The sequence below is a fragment of the Prosthecobacter sp. genome, assembly GCF_029946185.1.
Taxonomy (GTDB): Bacteria; Verrucomicrobiota; Verrucomicrobiia; order Verrucomicrobiales; family Verrucomicrobiaceae; genus Prosthecobacter.
Map to the genome: position 1 here is coordinate 1 of NZ_JAQSEA010000135.1, position 24,483 is coordinate 24,483.

A 24,483-nucleotide genomic window follows, 5' to 3' on the forward strand; every position below is an offset into this window, starting at 1 on the left:
TCAAGAGGTCAAGAGGTCAAGAGGTCAAGAGGTCAAGAGGTCAAGAGGTCAAGCGTGCTCTCGAAGCCGAATCGTCCTCGTCCTCGTCCTCGTCCTCCTACTCGAACTCGTCCTCGATCCTACAGCATCGCCGGGTCTTGAATACGGAGTGCTGCGTGAAGGAGCGCGGCACTTTAGTCCGCAGCAGGTCACTCACGCCCGGAACGTGTTCCCAACGCTGAATACCGCAAGCACCCCGACCCTCCCCGCGAAGAGAGATCTCGCGTAAATAAGAACTTCACGCTTCGTCGGAGTGCAGCGGAATAAATTCCGCGCGCCGAGGAGCTTATTCTGCACGGGCGTCGTTCATCAAATGATTGGAAGGAGCGCGGCACTTCAGTCCGCAGCAGGTCGCCCACGCCCGGAGCGTGTTTTCCACGATGAACACCGCAAGCACCCCGACCCTCCCCGCGAAGAGAGATCTCGCGTAAATAAGAACTTCACGCTTCGTCGGAGTGCAGCGGAATAAATTCCGCGCGCCGAGGAGCTTATTCTGCACGGGCGTCGTTCATCAAATGATTGGAAGGAGCGCGGCACTTCAGTCCGCAGCAGGTCGCCCACGCCCGGAGCGTGTTTTCCACGATGAACACCGCAAGCACCCCGACCCTCCCCGCGAAGAGGGATCCCGCGTCATTAAGATCTCAACGCTTCGTCGGAGTGCAGCGGAATAAATTCCGCGCGCCGAGGAGCTGATTCTGCACGGGCATCGTTCATCAAATGATTGGAAGGAGCGCGGCACTTCAGTCCGCAGCAGGTCGCTCACGCCCGTAACGTGTTTTCCACGATGAACACCGCAAGCACTCTGACCCTCCCCGCGAAGAGGGATCTCGCGTATTAAGAACCTCACGCTTCATCGAAGTGCAGCGGAATAAATTCCGCGCGCCGAGGGAGCTATGCGGGAAATCTCTCCAGCAGCGGCTTGGCAAGAAGCCCTTCGCGCCACGCCGCAGGGATGGCTTCGAGGCCGTGGGCGGCTCCGAGGAGCATGCCGAGGACGAGGGCGCGGGCGCAGTTGTCGCCGCCAGCCATGGCGTTTTCGATGGTGGCTGTCTCGAAACTTGGGCCGTGATGAAGGACGAGCCAGAGCACGGCGGGCAATGCCTGAGGAACGGGGCAGGCGCGGCCGAGCTGGCCGATGGCGTCGCTACCCGTGGCGGCTTCGGCGGCTTGCAGTGCCCATGCTGGCGCGGTGTCACGAATGACGCTTTGCAGTTCCCCCCCTTGCAGCAGGCGGTGCGTGGCGCGGGCAAGGAATTCGGCGCATTCGATGGCCTCAGGTGAGCGATGCGTGACCACGGTCTGCTCGATGGCGGCTGCGACGGCTTCGGACTCAGCCTGATCGGCCAGCAGGGCCATGAGTGGGGCGATGCGGGCGGGGCCGGCGAGTTCGTCGGAGGGAACCCCGCTGGTGGCGGCAGTGGCACCCGCTTCGAGATTGGCGAGGGTGCCTTTGGTGGCCTTGTCCACGTAGTCATTGTAGGTGGGCCACATGGCCTGCCAGTCAGCGAGGAAGGCGGTGGCGTCCCAGCGGCGTTCGCGTTGAAGGAAGGTAAGCAGACGCAGGGCCTGATCTCCAGCATGGCCCTGGTCACCGGCCTGCTTGTGCGGGTGGTAGGACTCCGCACCCGGCGCGAGGTAGCCGGTGACGCGGCCCTGCTTTTTGAGAATCAAGGCGGGGTCGTAAATCCAGTGTACGCCGAGTGAGATGGATTCGGCGATGAAGCTGCCTTGCAGCATGCCTGCAATGCGGGAGGAGAGGTCGGGAGTCATGGGGCGGGGAGATCGTGATCGAGGTGAGAGCGTTACGCCCATGCAGTGCCGTGCGGGACTGAAAACTGCGAGCTGAAAATTGAAAACTGTAAATGGAGGACGGTGCGAGGAACGAGTGCTTGTGTGTGCTGGCGGCATTCGCCATCGTGCCGCTCATTCATCCTCTTTCCCATGACTCTCCGCGAACCTGAAATCGTCGAACTCGCCACGCCCACCGGTCCCATGCGCACGCTGGTGCTGCGTCCTGCGGGCGCGGGGCGCTATCCGGGGCTGCTGTTTCATTCGGAAATTTTTCAAAACACGGGGCCCATCTGCCGCACGGCTGCGTTCCTTGCGGGGCATGGCTTCATCGTGGCGCTGCCAGAGATCTATCATGAGTACCTGACTGCCGGAACCGTGCTGGCCTACGATCAGGCGGGTTCGGATGTGGGCAACCGCTTGAAGACCGAGAAATCCGTGGCCGCCTACGATGCGGACAACCGCGCCGTGCTCGACTACTTGAAAGCCCACGCAGACTGCAACGGGCGGCTCGGTTCCTTTGGCCCCTGCATTGGCGGTCACTTGACCTATCGCGCCGCCCTGCAGCCGGATGTGGCTGCTGCGGCATGCTTTTACCCCACCGATCTGCACAAGAGCAGCCTTGGCGCAGGCATGAATGACGACTCGCTCGCTCGCGCGGCAGACATCAAAGGGGAGTTGCTGATGGTCTTTGGGCGTCAGGACCCGCATGTGCCCGCCGAGGGGCGTGCCATGATCTACCAGACGCTGACGGCTGCTGGTGTGCAGTTCACCTGGAACGAGTTCAATGCCGCTCACGCCTTCCTGCGTGACGAAGGCCTGCGCTACGATGCCGAGGTGGCGCGTCAGGCGCTGGGCATGACGGTGGATTTCTTCCGCCGCTGCCTGTGCGAGTAATTGAGGTTATTTAAATTCTATCGTTTCAAACCATGGACTCCACAGCTCTCCCTCAACGCAGGTCACTGATGATACTGCTCAGTTTGCTAGGCGGCTCCCTGCTCGCAGGTTGCATCGGCAAGATCAATGTGATGGGTCGTAATATCCCGGACAGCGAATACAAGGCTTCCTATGATCTTGATATTGCTCGTGAAAAGCAAGGGTTGGAGCCAACAGGTGCGCATGACGAACACGGCCGGATTCCATCCTGGGATCAGTTCTGGTGCAGCGCCGGCGGAACGGGCGATGTGACCAAGCCGGCACGCAGTCGCAGGCTGAAGCGTTACATCATCAAGAAGCGCCGCGCTGCTGGTTTGCGAGAGCTGAGCTCGCGCATGAGCTTTATCTACACAGAATCGAATTCCGACTCCTGGCCGCCGATGTTTGACCACTATTACAAGCCGGGCGATCCGCGCATTTTCCAATGAGAGCAGCGTGAGCGACCAACGGAGTCGCTAGCATGTCTCTGGGTGCCTGTGTGAGTTCAGAGCAAGTGAGCTGCGAAAGCCTCGGGCGTAGGTTGGGTGTGTTTGGCGTCGAGGGCTGCCCATGCTCCACCACCTGCCTCGCCAAACCGCCCGACTGCGAGGACGTTCCTACGCCCAAGTGTTTGCAGCACGCTGACAGACGGGCGGGCTGTCGCCACACCCATCCAACGTCCGGATGCGCTAGGCTTCAGCCGTGATCAAGAGTGGACGAGCAAGTGAACTGCGAGCGGCTCGGGCGTAGGTTGGGTGTGTTTGGCGTCGAGGGCGGTCCATGCTCCACCACAGACCTCGCCAAACCGCCCGACTGCCAGGGCGTTCCTACGCCCAAGTGGTAGCAGCACGCTGAGAGACAGGCGGGCTGTCGCCACACCCATCCCACGGCCGGATGCGCTAGGCTTCAGCAGTGATCAATGAGGTGCGGCATAGTTTGGCGTACATGCCGCCCTGGGAGATGAGTTCCTCATGGGTGCCTTGCTCGATGATGCGGCCGTGCTCGAGCACGTAGATGCGGTCGGCATTGCGCACGGTGCTGAGGCGGTGGGCGATGACGAAGCAGGTGCGGTTTGCCATGAGGTGCTCCAGGGCATTTTGAATCTGGCGCTCGGTCTCGGTGTCCACGCTGGCGGTGGCTTCATCCAGCAGCAGGATGGGCGGATTGCGCAGCAGGGCGCGGGCGATGCTGATGCGCTGCTTTTCACCGACGCTGAGTCTGACCCCGCGCTCGCCTACCTGGGTGTCGAGCAGATCGGCCAGACGTTTGACGAAGGCATCGGCGTTGGCGTTTTTCAGGGCGTCCCAGAGCTGCTCATCGGTGGCATCACGTTTGCCGATGACGAGGTTCTCGCGCACGGTGCCGTTGAACAAAAAGCTCTCCTGCGTGACGTAGCCGATGTTGCGGCGCAGCCAGGCTTTGTTGAGTTCGTGCACAGGGGTGCCGTCGATGGTGATGACACCTTCATCATACTCATAGAAGCGCGTGAGCAGATTGATCAGCGTGGATTTGCCTGCGCCAGTTGGTCCCACAAGGGCGATTGTTTGCCCCGGACGCGCATCGAGCGAGACGCCGTGCACCGTGGGAGTTTTACCCGCGTAGCTGAAGCCGACATTCTCGTAGCGCACATGCCCGGCGATGGTTCCCAGTTCACGCCCGCCTGTGGTGTCGGCTTCGGGTTCGGCATCGAGGATGTCGAAGACGCGTTCCCCGGCAGCGCGGCCTGTTTGCAGGATCTGATTGAGCTGGTGCAGGCTTTCGATGGGGTCGTAGAAAAATTTGACCAGCAGGAGGAAGGCAGTGAGGTCCCCCGTTTGAATCTGGCCTGCCATGAGCTGGCGTGCGCCCACCCAGAGCACAATGACCATGCCGGTGCTGGTGAAGAAATTCATGCCGGGGCGGTAGATGGCCCAGATGCGCATGACGTGGAGCGTGGCGGTGCGCAGCGCGCCGCTGCTGAGGTTGAAGCGGTCATGCTCCTCGCGCTCCATGGCATAGGCTTTGATCTGGCGCATGCCGGAGACGTTGTCCTGCAGCAGGGAGTTCATGGCGCTGCTGGCCTTGCGCACCTTGCGGTGGCGGTTCTTGGAGGTGCGGGTGTAGAGCAGCGCACCGGCCATGAGAAAGGGCAGGGGAATGAGGGCGTAGAGCGTCAGCGTGACGTCTGCCTGCAGCATGAACCCGCCCACGACAATGATTTGCAGCACGGAGACCAGGCCCTGCTCGATGCCGTCAATGAGCACGCGCTCCACGGAGGGGATGTCCTCGGAGACCGTCGTCATGATGTCGCCGGAGTGGCGGTTGTCGAACCAGCGGAGGGGCAGCGTTTGCAGGCGCTGGTAGATGTCGCTGCGGAGATCGTAGATGACCTTTTGCTCGAAGGTGTTGTTTAGCTGGATGCGCAGGGAATTGAACAGGTGCTGGGCAAAGTAGGCGGCCAGCGCCCAGAGTGCGAGCGGGCCTATGCGTTCCCACTGCTTGCCAGGGACGACGACGTCCATGACCTCACGGGTGATGGACGGAAAGACGATGACCATCAGGGTGCCGACGATGGCACAGCCGATCTGGGCGGAGCCGAGCCATGGGTAACGACGAAGGTAGGAAAAGACGCGGGCGATGGTTTTCAATCGGGATGGGAGCTTGATGCTGGCGGGTTAGCAGCTATCTAGCATACGACTTACAGCAACAGGCATATACATGAAATACCATCTGGCACGCGGCGAGGAACAACTCGGCACTTTTAATGATCTGGATGTGAGCGCCGGACTGCGGAATGGACGTTTCAAATCCACCGACCTGTGCTGGACGGAAGGCATGCCGGAGTGGCAGACCTTGCAGGCCCATCTGCAGGAGGTGAACCCGGAGGCGGTTCAGGCACCTGCCGTCGAGCCGCCAGCCATCAAAGCCCTGCGTGCCGAAGTGCGGCAGGATCTGGAGCCGCTCCCTGAGCTGGCCTCACGTGAGCGGAGGTTCGCCGCCAAGCTGATCGATTTCACCCTGCTGATCGTGCCGATAGGGGTCATCCTCACGATGTTTTTTGACTCGGCGTTTGTGGAGGAAATCCAGAAGCTGCAGAACGATACGCCTGCGGTGATGGCCGCCATGCAGAAGCGGGCTGAACAGGTCCAGGCATCCGGTGACGTGAAGCTGGCCATCATGAGCCTGATCTTTGACGTGACTTTGATCTTCAATGTGGTGCTGCTCACCCTGCGCGGTCAGACCGTTGGGAAGCTTTGCGTGGGCATTCAGGTGGTGCGCTCTCCGGACGGGGCGCGGGCAGGCTTTATCAAGGCCGTGCTGCTGCGCTCCCTGCTCTTTCTCGTCCTCATCTTTGCCGGCTCGCTTTCCCTCGGCGGCATTGGACTGGCCCTGCTGCTGGTGGACTCACTGATGATCTTCCGCAAAGACCGCCGCTGCCTTCACGATCTGCTGGCCGACACCCTGGTGACGATTAAGCGGAAGGGGTGATCACAAGCTGTCGCCGCCGGGTTTTCTGCCGTTGTTGTACTTGTTGATCTCCTGAATATCTTCGAGCTGTTCGGGAGTGAAACGCCGGAGTTTGGTGCGGCTTTTATGGGTCACGCCAAGCACAAAGCAGGAGACATCCACCACCAGAATGGCCATCGCAATCACGATGCCGTAGCGCTTCAAGGCCTCATCAATGATTTTGTTCTTGTTGACGGAGAAGGTCTCCGATTTGGAGAACATGGACTGAAACAGCCGCCGCCATCCTCGTGGCTCCCGTGCAACGCTGAACGACCAGATGAAAAGGGCGGTCAGAATGACACAGGCGATTTGGTAGGGAATGGGAATGTCACGCATGTCTTTAACGCCAGAGGACGGCAGGCCTCGCAAGGGTACAATTTATAGGGTGCGCACGATCGGTGTGCAAACGGCGATTTGTTACGGCGCTGCGTATTGATCCAGCGCTGGACTGTCGCCAGTGGCAACAATTCGCGCCTGCTCATTGGCGGCAAGGTGGTTCAGCATGTGGAAGGCGTCCTCGGCATCAATCCCAAGCTTGGCTGCCACTTCATCCGCCGTGCTGCCGGCGGCAGTCAGGGCACCACGCACGCTGGCGAGCTGAGTGAGGAAATTCGTGGCGGCTTTTTTACCCGCTTCAACGCCGGGCTGGTGGTACGCATTGATGTTCACCAGGCTGGCGTAAAAGCTCACGGCACGCTCAAACAAGGCGATGAGCATTCCCAGGCTAAACGCATTGAGTTCAGAAATGTTCAGCGTGATGGACTCCCGGCCCTTCTCCGCCAGCGCCTTGCGGGTGCCGCGCAGAAAGCCCTGAAGGTAGTCGCCGGTGGTGAAGCCGGGATCGACTTCCATGGAGGCCTTGTCACGTGCTCTGCCCACTTCGATGAATGTGACGAAAAAATTGTTCACGCCATCACGGAGCTGCTGCACATAGGCATGCTGGTCCGTGCTGCCTTTGTTGCCATAGACGGCGATGCCCTGATTCACCACCGCACCGGAGAGGTCGTGTTCTTTGCCCAGGCTTTCCATGACGAGTTGCTGCAGGTATTTGCTGAAGAGCACCAGCCTGTCCTTGTAGGGCAGCACCACCATGTCTTTCAAACCCTTGCCTTTGCCGGCATGGTGCCACATCAGAGCCAGCAGCATCGCAGCATTCTCGATGGCGGGGCGCTGACGTGTTTCCACATCCATCGCCGCTGCACCGGCCAGAAACTGCAGTACGTCCACGCCTTGCAGCGCAGCGGCCAGCGTGCCCACGGCGCTCATCAGGCTCGTGCGTCCGCCCACCCAGTCCCACATCGGGAAGCGGGCCACCCAGCCCTGGCCGGAGGAGTGCAAGTCCAGCTCGCTGCCGTCACCCGTCACGGCGACGGCGTGCTTGGCGAAGTCGAGCCCCTTGGCCTTGTAGGCGGCTTCGGTTTCCAGCATGCCATTGCGCGTCTCCTTCGTGCCGCCGGATTTGGAAATCACCAGCGTGAGGGTGGTCGCCAGTTCATTGCCGATCTGGGCCATCAAGCGGTCAATGCCGTCCGGGTCCGTGTTGTCGAGAAAGGAAATCGCCAGCGGCGGATTGGCCGGGGTGATAGCATGCGCGACGAGCTGAGGACCCAGCGCCGAACCCCCAATGCCCACGACGAGCACACGGGAGAACTTTTTGCCATTGGCTGCGGTGATCGCACCGGAGTGGACATCCGCAGCGAACTTCAGGGTTGCGGCGAGAGTCTCGCTGATCTCATGCTGGATGGCGTCATTCGGGGCAAGGCGGGCATTGCGCAGCCAGTAGTGGCCGACCATGCGCTGCTCATCCGGATTGGCGATGGCTCCCGCTTCGAGTGCGATCATCGACTTGAAGGCAGACTCGATGCGACCAGCCATGGTCTTGAAAATCTCATCCTCGAAAGCCATGCGGCTGATGTCGATGGAGAATCCCAGGTTTGAGTAACGAACAAAGTGTTTTTGAAAGCGGTCCCAATGGCTCATGGATCATTGGGAGCATGCGCGATGCCACGGCGCAACCTGTTTGAGCCGTTGACGCATGGAGCGCCCTGCGACATTTTTGACCACTATGAAAGCCGCCCTGTTCGCTCTCGCCATTCTCCTCTCCGCCATGACCACCCTCGCCACCGCCGCAGACGCCCCCTACCGCCACGTTGTCTTCTTCAAATTCAAAGACAGCGCCACGCCAGCCGAGGTGCAGGGCATCGAAAACGCCTTCATCGAACTCAGCAAAAAAGTCGATACGGTCACCGCCTTTGAATGGGGCACCAATGTGAGCCCTGAAGGTCTCAATGACGGCTACACCCACTGCTTCCTCGTCACCTTTAAAGACAAGGCGGGTCTGGATGTCTATCTGCCACATCCGGAGCATTCGGCCTTTGTCGCCAAGCTCAAGCCGCTGCTCGACAAAGTCTGCGTGCTGGACTTCGTGGCTAAATAACTCAGCCGCACACCGCGCAGTCGTTCCGTTTCGGCAGCCGAATCTTGCGAAACTGCATGCTGGCGAGATCCATCGACAGCAGCTCGCCGCAGAGCGTTTCGCCGATGCCGGTGATCAGCTTGATCACCTCCATCGCGCCGATGCAGGCCGCCGTGCCTGACACCGCACCAAACACCGGAAACTGCCGCGTCCAAGTGGGCGGCACTTCGGGCACGTAGCAGGCCAGACAGCCCGATCTGCCGGGCACAAACGTAGTCACACTGGCTTCCAGGGTGTGCATGGCGCATTCCACCATCGGCTTGCCTGCACGCACAGCGGCGGCATTCAAAGCCAGCCGCTCCTGAAACAGCGGCGCTGCGTCCACCACGATGTCTGCCTGAGCCACCAAAGAGGCCGCATTGGCTACCGTCACGTTTTCCGCCACACCCACGATTTCGCAGCGGGGATTGAGTTCGTGCAGACGCCGTACGATGGAATCCATGCGCGGTTTGCCGATGTGATCGTAAGTTTGCAGCAACTGCCGGTTCAAATCCGGCCGCTGCAAATCGCCGCCGTGGGCTAGCACCAGTTTTCCCACGCCTGCCGCAGCGAGTTCCAGCGCCACCAGACCTCCCAGCCCGCCGACGCGGGAGATCAGCACCGAGGCCGCCTTGAGCTTCCGCTGGCCTTCCTCACCGACACCAGGCACCCACATCTGCCATTCATAAAGGGCACGTTCGGGGTCTGTCAGCAGAGGGAGTTCTGGCATAGCGGCACGAGAGAACGAAGGCGGCTGGCAAGCTCGCGCAAAAATAATTCCATCATTTTTCAACACTTCTAACGGACCGCACTCTAACACATTAACAGTTATGCGGGGTATCAGCCCTCCATTGACTGAGTCTTGAGAGTGATTGGTTAGTTATTAACTGAAACCCTGCTTCACCGCAGGACTAAGTTGAGGTTGATCAAACCAGAGGCCGGGCGGAATCGGGAGCCGCCCGGCCTCAATTTTTTCGGAGACTGAGCCGTTAAAGTCGCTGCGCGGTCAAGATGGCTACGCCGTCAAGACTTGCCTTACCGACCATCATTGACCTGCTTGACCTCTTCCCCCCTCACTTCCCGGTCATCGTACACTTCACCCAGCTCGTCTCGCCGCACCACTCGCGTGCTTTTTCCGCCAGTTCTGCCGCCTGAGCGGGGGATTCCGTGATGGCAAAAACGGTGCTGCCAGAGCCGGACATCAGGGCGGCGCGGACTTCGCTTTGCTCCAGCAGCCAGGTTTTCAAGGTGGGCAGCAGCAGGTACTTCTCGAAGACCGGCCGCTCCAGATCGTTGGTCATGACACCCCATGGGCAGATCTGCGGGGTGTAAAGGATGCCGGGGATTTCCTTGGAGTCGGCCCAGCGCTTATAGGCCCAAGGGGTCGGGATGGGGAAGGGCGGCTTGATCAGGACCAGCGGCAGTTGCCAGGGAAAATCCACCTCGCTGACCTCCTCGCCGCGCCCTGCGCCGTCGGCGGCGGGGCTGTCGAGAATGAAGCAGGGGATGTCCGAGCCGATCTGCGCGCCGAGTTCGATGAGCTGGGCCTGCGTGAGCGGTGAGCCTGCAAGTTCATTGGCCCCCATCAGCACCGTGGCCGCATTGCTGCTGCCGCCGCCGAGTCCTGCGCCTGCCGGAATTTTTTTCTCCAAATGAATGCGCCAGGAGGACTGCCTGCCGCTGAGGTTTTCAAAGGCACGCAGGGCGCGCATGGCCAGATTGGTTTCATCCAGCGGGACCGTGGGGTCGGAGCACGTCAGGTCCACCGCCGTCCCTGCGCCGCGGTGCTCAAGTTCCACGGTGTCGCCCAAGGCCAGCCGGCAGAGGCGGGTCTGCACTTCATGAAAACCATCCGGCCGTTTGCCGAGGATGCGCAGCCACAGATTGATTTTGGCGGGTGAATGAAAAGTCATGGAAGATCAAGCGGTGCGCCCGAGCAGAGCCAGCATGCGCCCGGTACGGCCTTTCTCCATGCGGTAGGAATAAAAGCGGTGCAAATCCAAAGACGTGCAGAGCCCCGTGTCGTGGATCTGCGCGGCGGGCACTCCGGCATCCAGGGCCTGCTGGCGGATCTGCGCGGCAAAGTCGATCTCATAGGCCGGGGGCCGGATGCAGGGACTTAGCTGGACGATCACATCCTCCGCGCGGGTGCCAAAGTGCTGCTGCATTTTCTCAATCGCGTGCGTCATGATGCCGTTTTCAGAACCCTTCTTGCCCGAATGCACGATGCCGAAGGCTCCGCTGCGCGGATCGGCCAGATAGACGGCGCAGCAGTCGGCGACGTAGATCCCGATGACGAGGCCGGGAACGTTGGAAACGATGCCGTCCGCGCCTGCGATGATTTCATTCGTGGGTGCCGTGAGCACCACGACCTCCCGCCCATGCACCTGTTCGGCGATGCACAGCGCGCCACCCGAAAAGCCAATTTCTTTAGCTTGGGCGCGATGCCAGTCCCACAGCCGCTCTACCACCACCGCGCGCTCGTCCGCCACATCGATGTCGGGATGGCGCAGGGTGAAGCGATGCGCGAATCCAGGCAGTGCTTCGAGGGCGTTGAAAGTCATCCAAGGTTGATGGGGGTTCATCTTCAGACTGTTCTGCCATGAAAAAAACAAAGGCGCACGGACAAACCGGGCGCCTTTGCAAAAAGTATGGGGAAACGCTTAACGGGCTGCTGCTGCCGTGTCGAGCGTACTGTAGGAGTTCATGAAGCTGTCGGCATCGACGGATGAAGTTTCGGTCATGGCATCAGCGATCTGATTGGTCAGTTCGTTGCGCAGGCGGCTGACGAGTTCGATGCCACGGGAGGTGATGCGAACAAGCACCTTGCGGCGGTCATCCACAGCGTGGGTACGCTCCATGAGGCCGAGCTTTTCAAGACGATCCACCAGGCCGGTGGCGGCTGCCGTGGAGTGTCCCATCTTCCGGGCGATGTCCGTCATCGTCAGCTCTTTTGAAGTGGCGAGATAGCCGAGCAGAAAGAACTGAGCGAAGGAGATGTTATCGCGGTTGAGCTCACGGGAGAGATTCAACAAAAACTCACGCTGACTGTACAAGATGAAATCTGCCAGCTTGGCGTGGTCTTTGGCGAGGTTTTTGGTTCCGTTAATCATGGAGGGAGTCCTTAGAGCTATGGTTTCCGAGAAATTCTTGAATAATGACTAATGTAACAAGTTCTATTGGTAGGATCAAGGCAAAATCATAGGTTCCATAAGATTTTACTGAGCTTAAGATAATAACTTCTTATTTGTGAGAAGTTAATATAAACTGATTATTATCGATGAAGGGCTACTTGGCAAGAACTCTTTCAAAGAGGAGCTGATCCCCCTTTTATTGGAGCGTGCGGCCTTTGGTCTCGGGTGCGAACCACACCAGCACCATTCCCACGAGGTAGATGCACGAAAGCACCGAATAGGCATTGGCGGCAGACTGCACTGCGGTGACGTTTTCGCCATTGAACATCATCATCAGGTTGCCGAGCTGCAAGGCACCGATGGCGGCGACGAGGCGGCCGAAGTTGAAACAGAAGCCCTGTCCCGTGGCTCGCACGCTGGTGGGGAAGAGTTCCGGGAAGTAGAGCGGGAAGAAGCCGTAGAAAGAGGCGGTGATGCCGCCGAGCAGGAAGGCGGTGATGATCAGCGTGGAGGGAATCTCGGTGCCGACGAAGGGGACATTGATGCGGAAGAAGCCCACGGATGCCACAAGGGCGGCGGCGCAGAGCATGGTGTAAGTAACTCGGCGTCCCAGCTTGTCGGCAATGAAGGGGGTGATCAAGGTGGCGAGAATGGCCCCGAGTGCGGTGGCGATGACCACGTAGTCGATGACTGGCAGTGTGCTGCCCTTCGGAGCCAGATCGGAAGCCCAGCGTGCGGCCTGCTGCGCGGAACCCCAGGTGCCGAGCAGTGCCACGGCGGCGAGTCCTGCACCGATGAGCAGATTGCGCATGATGACGCTGCGATCAGCCGGCAGCGTGCTGCCTGCGGCCACGGAGCGGGCCATGTACTGGCGCACGGGGTGCATGTAACCCCAGAGCGCGATGACCATGCCCACCACCGTCACCACTCCGGCGACAGCACCGCCGACCGTGGTCATGGGCGACCACACGTAAATGATGCCTAGCGCTGCAATGCAGGCGATGAGGACTCCCATCAAATCCATGGTGGCCCAATGTGAGGTACTGCCGGATTTCTTTTCCGCCTCCCACTTGTGGGATTCGGGGACGAAGACGAGGATGAAAAAATTGATGATGGCCGGCAGGGCGCTGCTGACGGCGATGAAGCGCCAGGCGCGGTTGTGAAGCAGGTACTCGGTGTTCTCCTGGGAGAGACCCATGGAGTGAATCCAGTGGGTGACCACGTCCAGGCTGGCATTGAGCTGCCAGCTAATAAGACCGGTGAGCAGGAAGCCAATGTTGGATGCAGCACCGATCATCCCCGCGATCCAGGCGCGGTTCTTGTTGCCCCAGATTTCATTGACCAAAGCAACGCCGAGCGCCCACTCGCCGCCCATACCGAGGGAAGCCACGAAGCGCAGACCTGCGAAGTGCCAGGCCTCGGTGACGAAGGCGCAGAGACCGCTGAAGATGGCGTAGGTGAAGATGGCCAGGGTCATGGCCTTGACGCGGCCTAGCTTATCCCCCAGCCAGCCAAAGAGCACGCCACCCGTGGCGGCACCGACGAGGAAGACCGCGATGATGACGGTGAACCACTGCCCCTGTACCACGGCGCTCGCCTGCGGCAGTAGATCTTGCAGCGCGGGTTTGCCGATGAGCGGGAACAGCCCCATTTCAAAGCCGTCGAAGAGCCAGCCGAGGAATGCGGCGATGAGGGCGGCCACGGCGCCCTTGTTGGTGGTTTTAGTGTCGGTCATGGGTGCGTCGGTGGGGAGTTGAGAGGAGTGGGCTTGAACGTATCGGGAGGTCGCGTGTGATCAACGAAACAGGCCGCTGGGTGGCAGCGGCCTGTGAATGGGCTCAGGGGAAAGGTGCGGCGTTATTCTTTGGCGACGCCATTGTTCCATGCGGCGAACATTTCTTCCACCGTGGGGATTTCCAGGGGGCGCACGATGCGGAAGCCCAGCCAGGTGGCGTCCGTAAGGTACCAGATGCTCTTCGGCAGCTGCGGGTCCTGCTGCTTCCACAGGGGATCGGAGGCCTTGCGGGCGGAGCTGCGGAGGAGCTCAGGATCGTCGTCATAAGTGCCGCCACGGGCGACGTGCGGGTAGGGGGTCTTGGAGCGCACCCAGTCGTTGCCGGCAATCGCGGCGCCGGGCATCGTGGGGGTGTATTGATCCAGGCACCACTCGCAGACGTTGCCGTAGATGTCGTGCAGGCCCCAGGGATTCGGCTTCTTCATGCCGACCTTGGCGTACTGGAAGTTCGGGGCGTTGTCGAAGTACCAGGCGTACTCTTTAAGCTGCGCCTTGTCATCGCCAAAGAAATACGCGGTCTTCGTGCCGGCGCGGGCGGCATACTCCCACTCGGCCTCGGTCGGCAGGCGGTAGAACTGGCCGGTCTGGGCGCTGAGCCACTGGCAGTACTTGTTGGCGGCGTGCTGCGTCATGCAGATGGCGGGGAGGTGATCGCGGCCCATGCCGAAGTCCATTGGCTGATACGGCGGCGTTGGCTGGGAGATCAGGTCTTCCGGCTTGTCGGTCGGCTTCCACACCTGGCGGGAGCCGTCTTTGTTGCGGCCGATGCTGGTGAGCTGGAAGGGCTCATACTCGTCCCAGGTCACTTCGAATTTGCCCATCCAGAAGGGCTTCAGGGTCTTCTTCACCTGCGGGCCTTCGTCATCGCCACGGTCAGCCTCGCTCTCGGGGCTGCCCATGGTGAATTCACCGCTCTTGATCACCACCATGCTGAAGGGGATGCCCGTTTTGGGGATCTTGGAGTCGTAGGCCTTCATCTCCGCCTCGGTCTTCTCCTTGGAAGTCTGCACGATGAAGGCGTGAATTTTCTTCACCAGCTCCATGTTGTCCGGGTTGGTCGAAGCCGGGCCCTTCTTTTCCTTTGCCGTCAGCTTCAGGTCGTCAGGCCATGGCGCGCCTTGCTCGATCCACAGCTTGAGGTAGTTGATGTTCTCCTTGCTCAGCGGGCCGCCGCTCTTCTTCGGTGGCATCAAATCGTCATCGTCTGCCGCGAGGGTGGTGGAATGGTAGATCGCGCTCTTGAGGTCAAAGGGGATGATGTTCGGCGCGTTCTCACCCGTGCTGAAAGCTTCCTTCTTCGTCGTGATAACCCAGTCGCCCTTCGCCTTTTCCGCGTTGTGGCAGGAGACGCAGTTCTCTTCCAAAATCGGCTGGATGTGCTTTTCAAACTTGATGCGCGGCGTCTGCTCCAGCACCACACCCGCAGGCCACTCCGCCCCTTGCTCGATCCACGTCTTGATCACTTCGATCTGGGATTTTTCCAGCATGCCTTCCTTCTTCGGGGGCATCGCCATGTCTTCGTCTGAGGCCAGGAGCAGTGTAGTATAGATGGCACTCTTCTTCAGATCGCCCGGCGTCAGGCCCGGGCCGTTCTCATTGCCCTTCTTCATGTCTTCCAGCGTGTGCATGCGGAAGTCGCCCTTGTCCTCTTTCTCGCCATGGCAATGCGTGCAGGCACCTTCGAGCAGCGGCTTGATCTGCTTGTTGAAATCAACCTTCTCCACTGCGCTCAAAAGCGCGGGAGTCAGGGCCATTAATGAAAGGAGTGTTCGTGGTGAAAACATGGATGGGGCGATAGCACAGGCTTGGGCGGATGTCCAATACGAGCAAAACCGTGTAAAATTACGGGGAGTGAGGGGATGAAAATGTGAAAAGGATTGTGCAACAGCCATGCAAACAGTCGTAACTTCGTGCTTCAAGCCACTTTTATGGTTTCACCACAGATGACAGCAGCGGACAACAATGCAGCAAAAGCCCGGAAGACCGCAGGAAGGGGGTGGGCATGAATGAACACCCCGTCCGCCTCATGGAACCGCCTGAAGGCTATCCTAGCTGGCTGGCCGATCTGAAGAGCCGCATCCACACCGCCCAGCAGCGCGCCTCCTTGGCGGTGAACCGGGAACTGGTTCAGCTGTACTGGCAGCTCGGGCAGGACATCCTGGCTCGGCAGGCAGCCCAAGGCTGGGGTGCGAAGGTGATCGAGCGTCTGTCTCAGGATCTGCGCGCTGCCTTCCCGGAGATGAAGGGATTTTCTTCGCGCAATCTTAAATACATGCGCGCTGTTGCCGAGGCCTGGCCAAACGAGGAATTTGTGCAGCAGGCTGCTGCACAATTGCCGTGGTTTCATCTTTGCACCCTGATTGACAAGCTCAAAACGCCCGAAGAACGCGATTGGTATCTGCGCAAAGCCGTCGAGAACAACTGGTCACGCAACATCTTGGTGATGCAAATTGAATCCCGCCTGCTGGAACGCAGCGGCACGGCTGCGACCAACTTCGCGCTCAGCCTGCCAAAACCGCAGTCTGATCTGGCGCGGGAATCCCTCAAAGATCCGTACCGTTTCGATTTTCTGGGGCTGACGGAGGAGGCGCAGGAACGGGAAATTGAGGATGCACTGGTGAAACACGTCACCAGCTTCCTGCTGGAATTGGGCGCAGGCTTTGCCTTTGTGGGGCGGCAGGTGCTGCTGGATGTCGGCGGGGAGGAGTTTTTTCTGGATCTGCTGTTTTACCACCTCAAATTGCGCTGCTACGTGGTGATCGAACTCAAGGCCGGAAAATTCAAGCCGGAGCACCTCGGGCAGTTGAGCTTTTACCTGACGGCGGTGGATGCCCAGGTCAAGCACCCCGCTGATGGGCCGACCATCGGTCTGCTGCTATGCAAAAGCAAAAACCAGGTGGTGGCCGAATATGCGTTGCGCGACAAATCGCAACCGCTTGGGGTGGCAGAGTATCAACTGGTAGAGTCACTGCCGCCGGAACTGCTAACCAGCCTCCCGAGCATTGCACAGATCGAGCGGGAACTGGCAGGCAGTAGTCTGCCAGAGGAAGAACAGCAAGACTGAAACAGATCGCGTTGGTTTCCAAGTCGAACTGACACTTCACACCCCAAACGCCCGCGTGCACACTTCCATGATCCCCGCCCTTGTGGTGCAGCGGCGCATGGTGCTGAGAAAAGTCTCGGCATCTGCCAGGCCCCAGGCGAAGAAATTGAGGTGCTTTTTGATGCGGTTCACCATGTCCAGCTCGCGGGTGTCTGGCATCGTCACGCATTCGTACAACTCCTCCACATAGCGCAGCCGGTCGGTCGGGGTGGGTTGAAAGACGGCCTCGCCGCGTGTGTGCTGGCGGATCTGGTCAAACATCCACGGATTGCGGATGGCACCGCGCCCGAGCATGAGGCCGCGCACTCCGGCCTTCTGCACCACCTCGGCGGCTTCGAGATGGGAGTTGATATTGCCATTCGCCAATACAGGGCAGGGGAGGTTTGAGGTGGCGTTGCCGATCAGGTCATAGCGCACTCCTTCGCGATACATCTGCAGCACGGTGCGGCCGTGGATGGTGAGCAAGTCCACGCCATGCTTGGCAAACAGCGGCACCAGCGCGTCGATGGTCTCCGTGTCATCAAAACCGAGCCGCGTCTTCACCGTGAACTTGATGGAAATCGCCTCACGCAGCGCGCCCAGGATGCCCTCGATGCGCGGCACGTCGCGCAGCAGTCCGCCGCCGGCGCACTTCTTGTACACGATGGGTGCCGGGCAGCCGAGATTGAGATCCACCGCGGCGATGTTGTACTCCTGCAGCTCTTTGGCGCTGCGCACCAGGGAAGGGATGTCATTCCCAATCATCTGCGCGATGGCCGGTTTGCCCGTAGGATTGTGAATCAGCGAGGCGAGGATCGGTTTGTCCAAATGCGAGTCTGCATGCACGCGGAAGTACTCCGTGTAGTACACATCCGCCCCGCCATAGCGCGCCATGAGCCGCCAGAACTCCAGGTCCGTGACATCCTGCATCGGAGCCAGCGCCAGCAGCGGCTCAGGCCGTGTGAGGAGTGCGTCGAGATGTTCGGTGGGATTCACAGCCGTCTCTTAACCACGGGTGCTGAAAGTAGTCGAGGGCTTTAGCTCGCTCCGGAAGCCTTCGGCCGGCGCTAGAACGAGCCAAAGCGCATGACTGCTTTCAGCTTGCGCCAGTGCCAGCGTCAGCCACGCCCATTCACTGCCTGATAAACCCCGCACCGCATCGCCGTAACCCTCGGTACCCCCTTTTGAAGAGTCCCCCATTGCCCCCAAGAATGTTGTTTCGTCGTGACCTGTCCGCCATGCGGCGGGTGTGCTGTGCCCTGGCATGCGGCCTGCCATTGCTGGCGCAATCAGCCCCCGACTTGAAATCCACCGAGGACACCGCCCTCCAGGCAATGCAGACGGAGGTGAAGAAGGACTATAAAAACAAAGTCGAGCCCTTTGTGAAGACCTACTGCGTCGAGTGTCACGGGAATCGAAAATCCAAGGGCGGGATCAACTTCGAGGTGGCGGTGCGCAAGCCCGGCGTCGCGCCTTTCAGCGAAGTCTGGGCGAACGCCTACGTCAACGTGAACGCGCATGACATGCCGCCGGAGGACGATGACAAGCAGCCGACGGATGCGGAGCGCCAGGGCTTTCTGGACATCATCGCCAAGACCAAATACCTCAGCACGAAAGATCCCGGCCCCTTTGTGATCCGCCGCCTGACGAAGACGGAGTATGGCAACACCCTGCACGACCTCCTCGGTGTGGATGCCGCAGTAGCCGCCGAACTGCCGGACGAGGTGCCCGGCGAGGGCTACATGAATTCGCTCTCGCCGCTGCAGTCGGAGCAGTATCTCAGCATCGCCAATGAAGCGCTCACCCGTGCGCTGGCCGCCCCAGGTGCGCCGCCCACGGCGGTGCAAAAGCGCCTGTTGGGTGAAGCTCCCGCCGCAGGTGCCGATCTGCGCGCCGAGGCCGGGAAGATCGCCCGCTCGCTGGCCCGCAGCGCCTACCGTCGCCCACCGTCCGCAGCGGAGGTCGCCACGCTGGTGGCTGTGTTTGAGCTCGGTCGCGCGAACAAGCTCGACCACGCCGCATCGCTGCGCCTCATGCTCAAGGCCGTGCTCGTTTCGCCGCAGTTCCTCTTCATCACTCCCGCGAAGGAAGCAGCGGCGGACGAGAAGATCGTGCCGCTCGATGATCACCAGCTCGCCGCGCGCCTCTCCTACCTGCTCTGGGCCACCATGCCCGATGCACAGCTCTCCGAACTCGCCGATGTCGGCAAACTTCACGAGCCCGCGATTCTCAAGGCGCAGGTGAAACGCCTGCTCTCCGATCCCCGCGCACGGGCCCTGTTTGACGGCTTTGGCGCGCAGTGGCTCGGGCTGGCGGAACTGGGAGACAAGACCTTCGACACCAAGAAATTCCCGCAGATGACGGGCGCGATGCGCACCGCCATGTATGACGAAGCGCGGCTGTTCTTTGACAGCATCGTGCGTGAGGATCGCAGCGTCGTCGGCTTTGTGGACAGCGATTACACCTACCTCAATGGCACGCTGGCCGCGCTGTATGGCCTGGAAAAAACCGTCACCGGCCCCGAGATGCGCAAGGTGAAACTGACGAATGCCAATCGCGGCGGCATCCTCGGCATGCCCGGCATTTTGGCCACGACCTCTTTCCCGAACCGCACCAGCCCCGTCAAACGCGGCGTGTGGGTGCTGGAGCAGGTGCTGGGGCAGAAGGTGCCGCCCGCCCCGCCGAATGTGCCGACCCTGGAAAAGCAGGACCCCAAAAAGGCCGCCAGCATGACTCTGCGCCAGCGCACCGAGCTGCACCGCACCAACGCCGTCTGCGCCAACTGCCACAAGATCCTCGATCCCATCGGCTTCGGTCTCGAAAACTTCGATGCCATCGGCCGCTGGCGCGATCAGGATGACACCGGCGGCGCCATCGATGCCGTGGGCGAACTGCCGGGTGGGAAACATTTCTCCACCCCCAAAGAATTGAAAGCCATCATCGCCGCACGCAAGGACGACATGGCGCGCAATCTAACGGAGAAACTCATGGCCTACGCCCTCTGCCGAAAACTCGAAGGCTACGACGAAATCGTGGTGGACGGTCTCATGCAAACCATCGCCAAAGATGGCTTCCGCATGCAGACCATCATCGCCGCGATCGTCACCAGCTACCCGTTCATGAACCGTCGCCTGCAATAAACCTCGTTATCTTTTCACATGAGTCGTACTCACCTGCGACTGGCTTTGAGACGATTTGAAATCATCGTCGAGCGCGAAGTTGAACTGTATGCCGAACACCGCACAGATCTGCTGGTGCAGACACTTCTTCCATCAGGCGATAAGATAACTGTTCTCACCGAACTAAAAAACTGAGTAAGGCCAAAGCTAAAGAGCAAAGAACAGCGATGCAAACCAAGGGCAGGGGGCAGGCCAGTGCTTTGTGGCCCCTACCCATCCTTCAGGTCTATTCCTGATGGGGTGTTGTACCCAAAACAAGTTTAGATACGAGCGACTTAAGGCCTGTGACGTTAATGGAGTATGAGGAGCAAAATAATTGCCCCTCAAACAACTAACTCCACTCCATCAATGAAACATATCGCCTTCCAGGCCCTCCTCTACACAGGCGTTCTCCTTCAGATGAACCCGGTTTTTGCCCAAAGGGTTGAAGCCACCAGCACCGTGATCACTTCCGAGGGAACCATCAGTGAGTTCGGACCGCAGGGCGTCGTCATCAAGTCTGAAGCGGGCAGCCAGCCGGTTCGCTTCATTTCCAGCGAGACAACCAATTATGTGGATGAAAACGGCAACCCTGTAGCCGTGGAACTGGTAAAGTCCGGCCTTCCTGCCACGATCTATTATACTAAAGTGGGAGATACCCTGATCGCCTCCAAGATCATGGTGAGGACATCTGCCACCACATCCACCAAGGTGGTGGCCACCACCCCCGCCGTCACGGTGCCGATAACAGCTGGAGTCATCACCCAGTTTGGGCCTGAGAATCTCATCATCAAGACAGAGTCCGCTCCGGACCCACTCAGCTATTCTTACAGCAAGACCACGACCTACGTGGATGAGACCGGGGCGCCTGTGGCCATCGAAACCGTGCGCTCCGGCGTTCCCGTCACCGTGCATTACACCAAGGTCGGCAACACTTTGGTCGCCAGCAAAGTCATTGTGCGAAAGAACGCGGTCGTGCCTGAGCAGCTCATTGAGAAAAAGACCACAACGACGACCACGACCCGCAACTAATCTTCCCAGATCCCTGCTCGCATCATTCTCAGTTTTTCCACAGCAAACACATATCAACACCACACCTTCTACCACCATGAAAACGCACCTCCTCCTGGGACTCGCCCCGCTTCTCCTCATCGCCTGTGACGCACGCGTCACCACCACCGCCCCCGATTCGGGTCCTGACAAAGTGATCGAAAAACAAACCACCATCATCACCCCGCCTGCCGCTACTTCCTCCACCGAAAAGACGACGACCACCACCACCGAAACCAAGAAATAACGATCTCCCCTCATGAAAACTCACTCATTCTTCATCGCCAGTCTTGCCGCCGTCAGTTTCATGGCCCTCACCAGCTGTGACACCATGGACGACGACGACGATGACCGCCGCCCACCACCGACCACCATGACCACCACGACGGAAGAAACCACACTGACCCGGACTCCCCTGTCCCCAGTCCCAGTTTCAACCACGACAGAGACAAGCACCATCCGTTCCTACTAAGTCTCGATTCATCCCTTTGGCCGGCATGTCTCCACGTGAGACATGCCGGCCATTTTATTGCTCCATATCATGGGATGTAATTACGGCAGTCATGTGAATCCTTGAGAGCAGGCAGGAGGTGCCGCCCAGCCGGTGTATAGCGTTTTCCAAAACAGATTTCCGGATAGAGGCGTATGGCGACGCTCGACGGCGCTTGGAGGACTGCTCGCACCGGGCATGCGCATGCCCAGCGAAGGTAGGGCTGGCTGTCCTCAGCCAGCCGCCGTCGACCTGTCCTTCGTAGCTCGACGCAGGAGAGCGAAGAAGGAAGCCCATGATCTGCTAACAAGAAACAGCCTGCTAAACGGAAATGATTTTTGCGAACCGCTATAACAAGCAGCGGTGCCAGTGAATGTGATCCCTCAGTCTCAAGCGCAGGCAGCTACACCAATCGCGAATGGTGAGAAGCTCCCGCCCATTCGAGTGTGTCGGTTGATGCCGCACTGAGCAGCTCATCTCCGGTGCTACCAGGATCTTGAAGGAGGGAGTTGGAAGCGAGTATATCCGCCTCGTGCCATAACGCCTGCGACCTTCGTTCTTGCAGCTAGGCAGTCAGCAGGAAATTTAAAGCGGTGCTTGCCAGGAAAGCAAAAACCCCAAATCCAGGCACCAGTCGCAGTACCAAAGATTTGGGGAAGTGTGGAAGGTGCGCTCATGGCGCGCCTTCATGCGCCAGCCGCGCCGACAAGAGCCGTCGCGGATCTGCCGACCACTCTATTTAGTGCGGACTACCAGCACTCGGCGATCCATTTGCATTTGCCCCTCGTTGCCATTGGGGTACATCGGAAAGCTTTCGCCATAGCCGTGGGCGCTCAGCACTTCGGCTGGCACCTTGTAGCGCAGGGTGAGTTCGTCATACACCCTCTGCGCGCGTGCGGCAGACAGTGTTGCATTGAATTCATTCGTTCCATCGGTGCTGGTATGGCCCTCGATGTCAAATATCGCTCCCGGCGTTGTCTGGCTCACGTTGCGGATCACACTCGCCACCTGCTCCAGTGCGGCGCGTGATTCAGCATCCAGCAGTTCAGCAGTTTCCTTCACAAACAGCACTGGCAGGGTCACATACGGCAGCTCACGCGTTTCGTTCTGATCTTGCACCACCACCACGTTGCGTTCGGATTGGTACACACGGCGCGGTTGGCCGGGAGTGTCCACGACTGTGGTCGTTTTGGTCGTCTTCACCACTTCCTGCGGCACCGCCGGGGTGGCAGGCACGGTCACCGTGGTGGGTTGGGTCACCACCACCACCTTGGGTGCGATGGACAATTGGCTCTGCACCAGCAGAGGATCAAGCGCTGGCTGGGTCACGATGATATTCCCAGGCACTGCCACAGTGGTGACTTGAGCCTGAAGCCCTGGTGCAAGAGCAAGTACGGAAAGAAGAAGCAATGGTTTCATGAGTAAGGTTGGTTTGGTTTGAATTGGGTTATCCAAAGAGGGTAACGGTGGCGTATGAAACTCCGGCTGTACGGTTTCCGGCCATAATTCACCAGACAGGGAAAAGCATGAAGTTATCCCATCGCCTAACTTCCCATCTCCGGCTTAAAGCTGGTCGCCGACCATTTCGGCGAAGAGACTGCCTTTCTCCCTTGCCATGGCAGCAGTGACGCGAGTGCCCGCACGGAAGTCGTGCTCAAACACCCGGGTGGCCACCGTGTTCACGGTTTGCGGGTCAGACGTCGCCAGATTCAGCTCCACATTGATGCGCTGGCTGAGCGTGTCGTAGTTCGCAGAGCCATACATCACCCAGTCATCACACACCGTCGCCTTCAGGTGGGTCATCCCGGGGTAGGCCCAGACCTTCGCTCCCTTGTCGATGAGTTTTTTCAGGTCTGCCGCATTGTTTTTATCCATGATCTTCTGGTCGGCCTTGTCCGGTACGACAATGCGTACATCCACTCCCCGCTTCAGCGCAGCCTCGAGTTCCGAAACAATTTCATCGCATGAGAAATACGGAGTCTCGATCCACACCCGCCGTGCCGAGCAGCGGATACCCAGCAGTGTCGCCTTCAAAATTTGCTGGCGTCCCTGGCATGCGTCCGTGTGCAGCACGCGCAGCGGCACCTGACGTTTCATGGGCTTCGCAGCCACCGGGGCAGGGGATGCCTCTGCCACCACCGGCTTCTTCACCGCCTTGCTGCCCTTCAGCTTCCTCCACAAGGTATCACTGCACCAGCGCTCCTCATACAGCCGCGCCAGGTCCTGAACCACCGGCCCCTCCACGCGTGACATCATGTCATGCCATTCATACCGGTACTCGCGCCCCAGGTTCATGCCGCCCACGAAAGCTGTGTCCCCATCAATGAGGTGCAGCTTGCTGTGGTCCGCCCTGAAGCAGGGGTTCTCAGTGCGGCGGCATTCAACCGTCGTGCCATCGGTGAGGTAGTCTTGCATATTTTCCACCGGCGTGAAATTTGCCGGCATGCTCTTCGCATGTACGCTGGCCGCCTGATCACTGCCCAGACGATCATAGCGCACGCGCACCGGCAGCTCCCGGGACTTCGCTCTCAGCACATCCGCCACCTCCACGGCGAAGTCATCATTGTCGAAGATGAAGGTCTCCACGTCGATGCTTTTGCGCGCCTCCTTCAGTGCCTTCAAGTACAGCGGAAAGAAATTGCGACCGTCGATCAAAAACTCCACCGAGCCCGAAGTGCGCGGCGGCAGTTTTTCGCGGTCCAGCAAAGTCTCAAATGCCTCCCCGCCCGCGCCGGTGCCTGCCGCCAGCGTCTTGCTTCCAGCCCCCGCCCGGCGGATGACCGAAGCATTGCCCAGAAACAAACTGCGCAGCCGGTCCCGCATGACCACGCCTCCAATGCGTGCCGAGCCCATCGGATCTTTGATCGAAGCGCCCACCGTGCAGCGGAACACACTGCGTGCTACCAGTCCCCCAGGGATGTCCCCGGTTTTCTTATGGGAGCAGCCGATGACCAGTCCCAAGGCCAGTAGAATGGAACCGCGATAGAGCTGAAACGGCCGGCAAGATGGGGTAGTCATGGATTTTCACCCCATCCATCGAATATCCCCGCCTCTCTGCGCGTGCCCATCTGGCAACCGCCCGTCCCGGCGT

23 protein-coding genes are annotated in these 24,483 nt (G+C 59.7%); 10 read left to right on the forward strand and 13 right to left on the reverse strand.

Features of this window, described 5'->3' with window-relative positions; genetic code table 11:
- Nucleotides 1–930: 930 nt before the first annotated feature.
- Nucleotides 931–1,809, reverse strand: coding sequence for an ADP-ribosylglycohydrolase family protein (locus PSV43_RS11005; RefSeq protein ID WP_300196702.1), 879 nt, complete (start codon nt 1,807–1,809; stop codon nt 931–933).
- A gap of 171 nt (nt 1,810–1,980) precedes the next feature.
- Between PSV43_RS11005 and PSV43_RS11010 the strand changes: the two genes are divergently transcribed.
- Nucleotides 1,981–2,724 carry a dienelactone hydrolase family protein gene (locus PSV43_RS11010; protein WP_300196704.1) on the forward strand — a complete coding sequence of 248 codons (744 nt, stop codon included), beginning with the start codon at nt 1,981–1,983 and terminating at the stop codon, nt 2,722–2,724.
- A gap of 32 nt (nt 2,725–2,756) precedes the next feature.
- Nucleotides 2,757–3,191 (forward strand): hypothetical protein, encoded by a 435-nt coding sequence (locus PSV43_RS11015; RefSeq protein ID WP_300196706.1) that lies wholly within the window; start codon nt 2,757–2,759, stop codon nt 3,189–3,191.
- Nucleotides 3,192–3,641: 450 nt separating this feature from the next.
- Here PSV43_RS11015 and PSV43_RS11020 read toward each other — a convergent pair whose 3' ends face one another.
- Entirely contained in the window at nt 3,642–5,369 is a 1,728-nt protein-coding gene (locus tag PSV43_RS11020) for an ABC transporter ATP-binding protein (protein ID WP_300196708.1), read from the reverse strand.
- 70 nt (nt 5,370–5,439) lie between these two features.
- Between PSV43_RS11020 and PSV43_RS11025 the strand changes: the two genes are divergently transcribed.
- Nucleotides 5,440–6,210: an RDD family protein gene (locus PSV43_RS11025; protein ID WP_300196710.1), complete on the forward strand. Its 771-nt coding sequence runs from the start codon at nt 5,440–5,442 to the stop codon at nt 6,208–6,210.
- Here PSV43_RS11025 and PSV43_RS11030 read toward each other — a convergent pair whose 3' ends face one another.
- Together PSV43_RS11030 and PSV43_RS11035 are read right to left on the reverse strand one after the other, a co-directional pair.
- Complete coding sequence (locus PSV43_RS11030) at nt 6,211–6,564, reverse strand: hypothetical protein (protein ID WP_300196712.1); 354 nt, start codon at nt 6,562–6,564, stop codon at nt 6,211–6,213.
- A gap of 81 nt (nt 6,565–6,645) precedes the next feature.
- Entirely contained in the window at nt 6,646–8,208 is a 1,563-nt protein-coding gene (locus PSV43_RS11035) for a glucose-6-phosphate isomerase (protein WP_300196714.1), read from the reverse strand.
- Nucleotides 8,209–8,293: 85 nt separating this feature from the next.
- On the opposite strand from PSV43_RS11035, the gene PSV43_RS11040 reads away from it, so the two are divergent.
- A complete protein-coding gene (locus PSV43_RS11040) occupies nt 8,294–8,665 on the forward strand; it encodes a Dabb family protein (RefSeq protein WP_300196716.1) in 372 nt (123 codons plus the stop codon).
- Between the two features lies 1 nt (nt 8,666).
- On the opposite strand, the gene PSV43_RS11045 is transcribed toward PSV43_RS11040, so the two are convergent.
- The 6 genes from PSV43_RS11045 to PSV43_RS11070 form a co-directional block, all read right to left on the reverse strand.
- The gene (locus PSV43_RS11045) at nt 8,667–9,413 is read right to left on the reverse strand and encodes a HesA/MoeB/ThiF family protein (RefSeq protein WP_300196718.1); all 747 of its coding nucleotides are present in this window, start codon (nt 9,411–9,413) and stop codon (nt 8,667–8,669) included.
- A gap of 343 nt (nt 9,414–9,756) precedes the next feature.
- Nucleotides 9,757–10,596 carry a 4-(cytidine 5'-diphospho)-2-C-methyl-D-erythritol kinase gene (ispE, locus tag PSV43_RS11050; RefSeq protein WP_300196720.1) on the reverse strand — a complete coding sequence of 280 codons (840 nt, stop codon included), beginning with the start codon at nt 10,594–10,596 and terminating at the stop codon, nt 9,757–9,759.
- A 6-nt stretch (nt 10,597–10,602) separates the two neighbouring features.
- Nucleotides 10,603–11,247, reverse strand: a complete 645-nt coding sequence (locus PSV43_RS11055; RefSeq protein WP_300196722.1) for a polyphenol oxidase family protein — start codon at nt 11,245–11,247, stop codon at nt 10,603–10,605.
- 99 nt (nt 11,248–11,346) lie between these two features.
- Nucleotides 11,347–11,796 (reverse strand): MarR family transcriptional regulator, encoded by a 450-nt coding sequence (locus PSV43_RS11060; RefSeq protein ID WP_300196724.1) that lies wholly within the window; start codon nt 11,794–11,796, stop codon nt 11,347–11,349.
- Nucleotides 11,797–12,013: 217 nt separating this feature from the next.
- Nucleotides 12,014–13,552: an MFS transporter gene (locus tag PSV43_RS11065; protein WP_300196726.1), complete on the reverse strand. Its 1,539-nt coding sequence runs from the start codon at nt 13,550–13,552 to the stop codon at nt 12,014–12,016.
- A gap of 122 nt (nt 13,553–13,674) precedes the next feature.
- Nucleotides 13,675–15,366 (reverse strand): SUMF1/EgtB/PvdO family nonheme iron enzyme, encoded by a 1,692-nt coding sequence (locus PSV43_RS11070; RefSeq protein ID WP_300196728.1) that lies wholly within the window; start codon nt 15,364–15,366, stop codon nt 13,675–13,677.
- A 248-nt stretch (nt 15,367–15,614) separates the two neighbouring features.
- Between PSV43_RS11070 and PSV43_RS11075 the strand changes: the two genes are divergently transcribed.
- Complete coding sequence (locus tag PSV43_RS11075; protein WP_300196730.1) at nt 15,615–16,676, forward strand: PDDEXK nuclease domain-containing protein; 1,062 nt, start codon at nt 15,615–15,617, stop codon at nt 16,674–16,676.
- A gap of 36 nt (nt 16,677–16,712) precedes the next feature.
- Here PSV43_RS11075 and PSV43_RS11080 read toward each other — a convergent pair whose 3' ends face one another.
- Nucleotides 16,713–17,690 (reverse strand): tRNA-dihydrouridine synthase family protein, encoded by a 978-nt coding sequence (locus tag PSV43_RS11080; protein WP_300196732.1) that lies wholly within the window; start codon nt 17,688–17,690, stop codon nt 16,713–16,715.
- Between the two features lie 305 nt (nt 17,691–17,995).
- Here PSV43_RS11080 and PSV43_RS11085 point away from each other — a divergent pair, with 305 nt between their 5' ends.
- From PSV43_RS11085 to PSV43_RS11105, 5 genes are all read left to right on the forward strand, one after another.
- Entirely contained in the window at nt 17,996–19,834 is a 1,839-nt protein-coding gene (locus PSV43_RS11085) for a DUF1592 domain-containing protein (protein ID WP_300196734.1), read from the forward strand.
- Nucleotides 19,835–19,852: 18 nt separating this feature from the next.
- Nucleotides 19,853–20,008: a hypothetical protein gene (locus PSV43_RS11090; RefSeq protein WP_300196736.1), complete on the forward strand. Its 156-nt coding sequence runs from the start codon at nt 19,853–19,855 to the stop codon at nt 20,006–20,008.
- A 213-nt stretch (nt 20,009–20,221) separates the two neighbouring features.
- Complete coding sequence (locus tag PSV43_RS11095) at nt 20,222–20,884, forward strand: hypothetical protein (protein ID WP_300196738.1); 663 nt, start codon at nt 20,222–20,224, stop codon at nt 20,882–20,884.
- Between the two features lie 76 nt (nt 20,885–20,960).
- The gene (locus tag PSV43_RS11100; protein ID WP_300196740.1) at nt 20,961–21,149 is read left to right on the forward strand and encodes a hypothetical protein; all 189 of its coding nucleotides are present in this window, start codon (nt 20,961–20,963) and stop codon (nt 21,147–21,149) included.
- Between the two features lie 12 nt (nt 21,150–21,161).
- Nucleotides 21,162–21,374 carry a hypothetical protein gene (locus PSV43_RS11105; protein WP_300196742.1) on the forward strand — a complete coding sequence of 71 codons (213 nt, stop codon included), beginning with the start codon at nt 21,162–21,164 and terminating at the stop codon, nt 21,372–21,374.
- A gap of 753 nt (nt 21,375–22,127) precedes the next feature.
- Here PSV43_RS11105 and PSV43_RS11110 read toward each other — a convergent pair.
- Nucleotides 22,128–22,811 carry an OmpA family protein gene (locus tag PSV43_RS11110; RefSeq protein ID WP_300196744.1) on the reverse strand — a complete coding sequence of 228 codons (684 nt, stop codon included), beginning with the start codon at nt 22,809–22,811 and terminating at the stop codon, nt 22,128–22,130.
- Between the two features lie 144 nt (nt 22,812–22,955).
- The gene (locus tag PSV43_RS11115) at nt 22,956–24,410 is read right to left on the reverse strand and encodes a phosphatidylserine/phosphatidylglycerophosphate/cardiolipin synthase family protein (RefSeq protein WP_300196747.1); all 1,455 of its coding nucleotides are present in this window, start codon (nt 24,408–24,410) and stop codon (nt 22,956–22,958) included.
- Nucleotides 24,411–24,483: the final 73 nt, after the last annotated feature.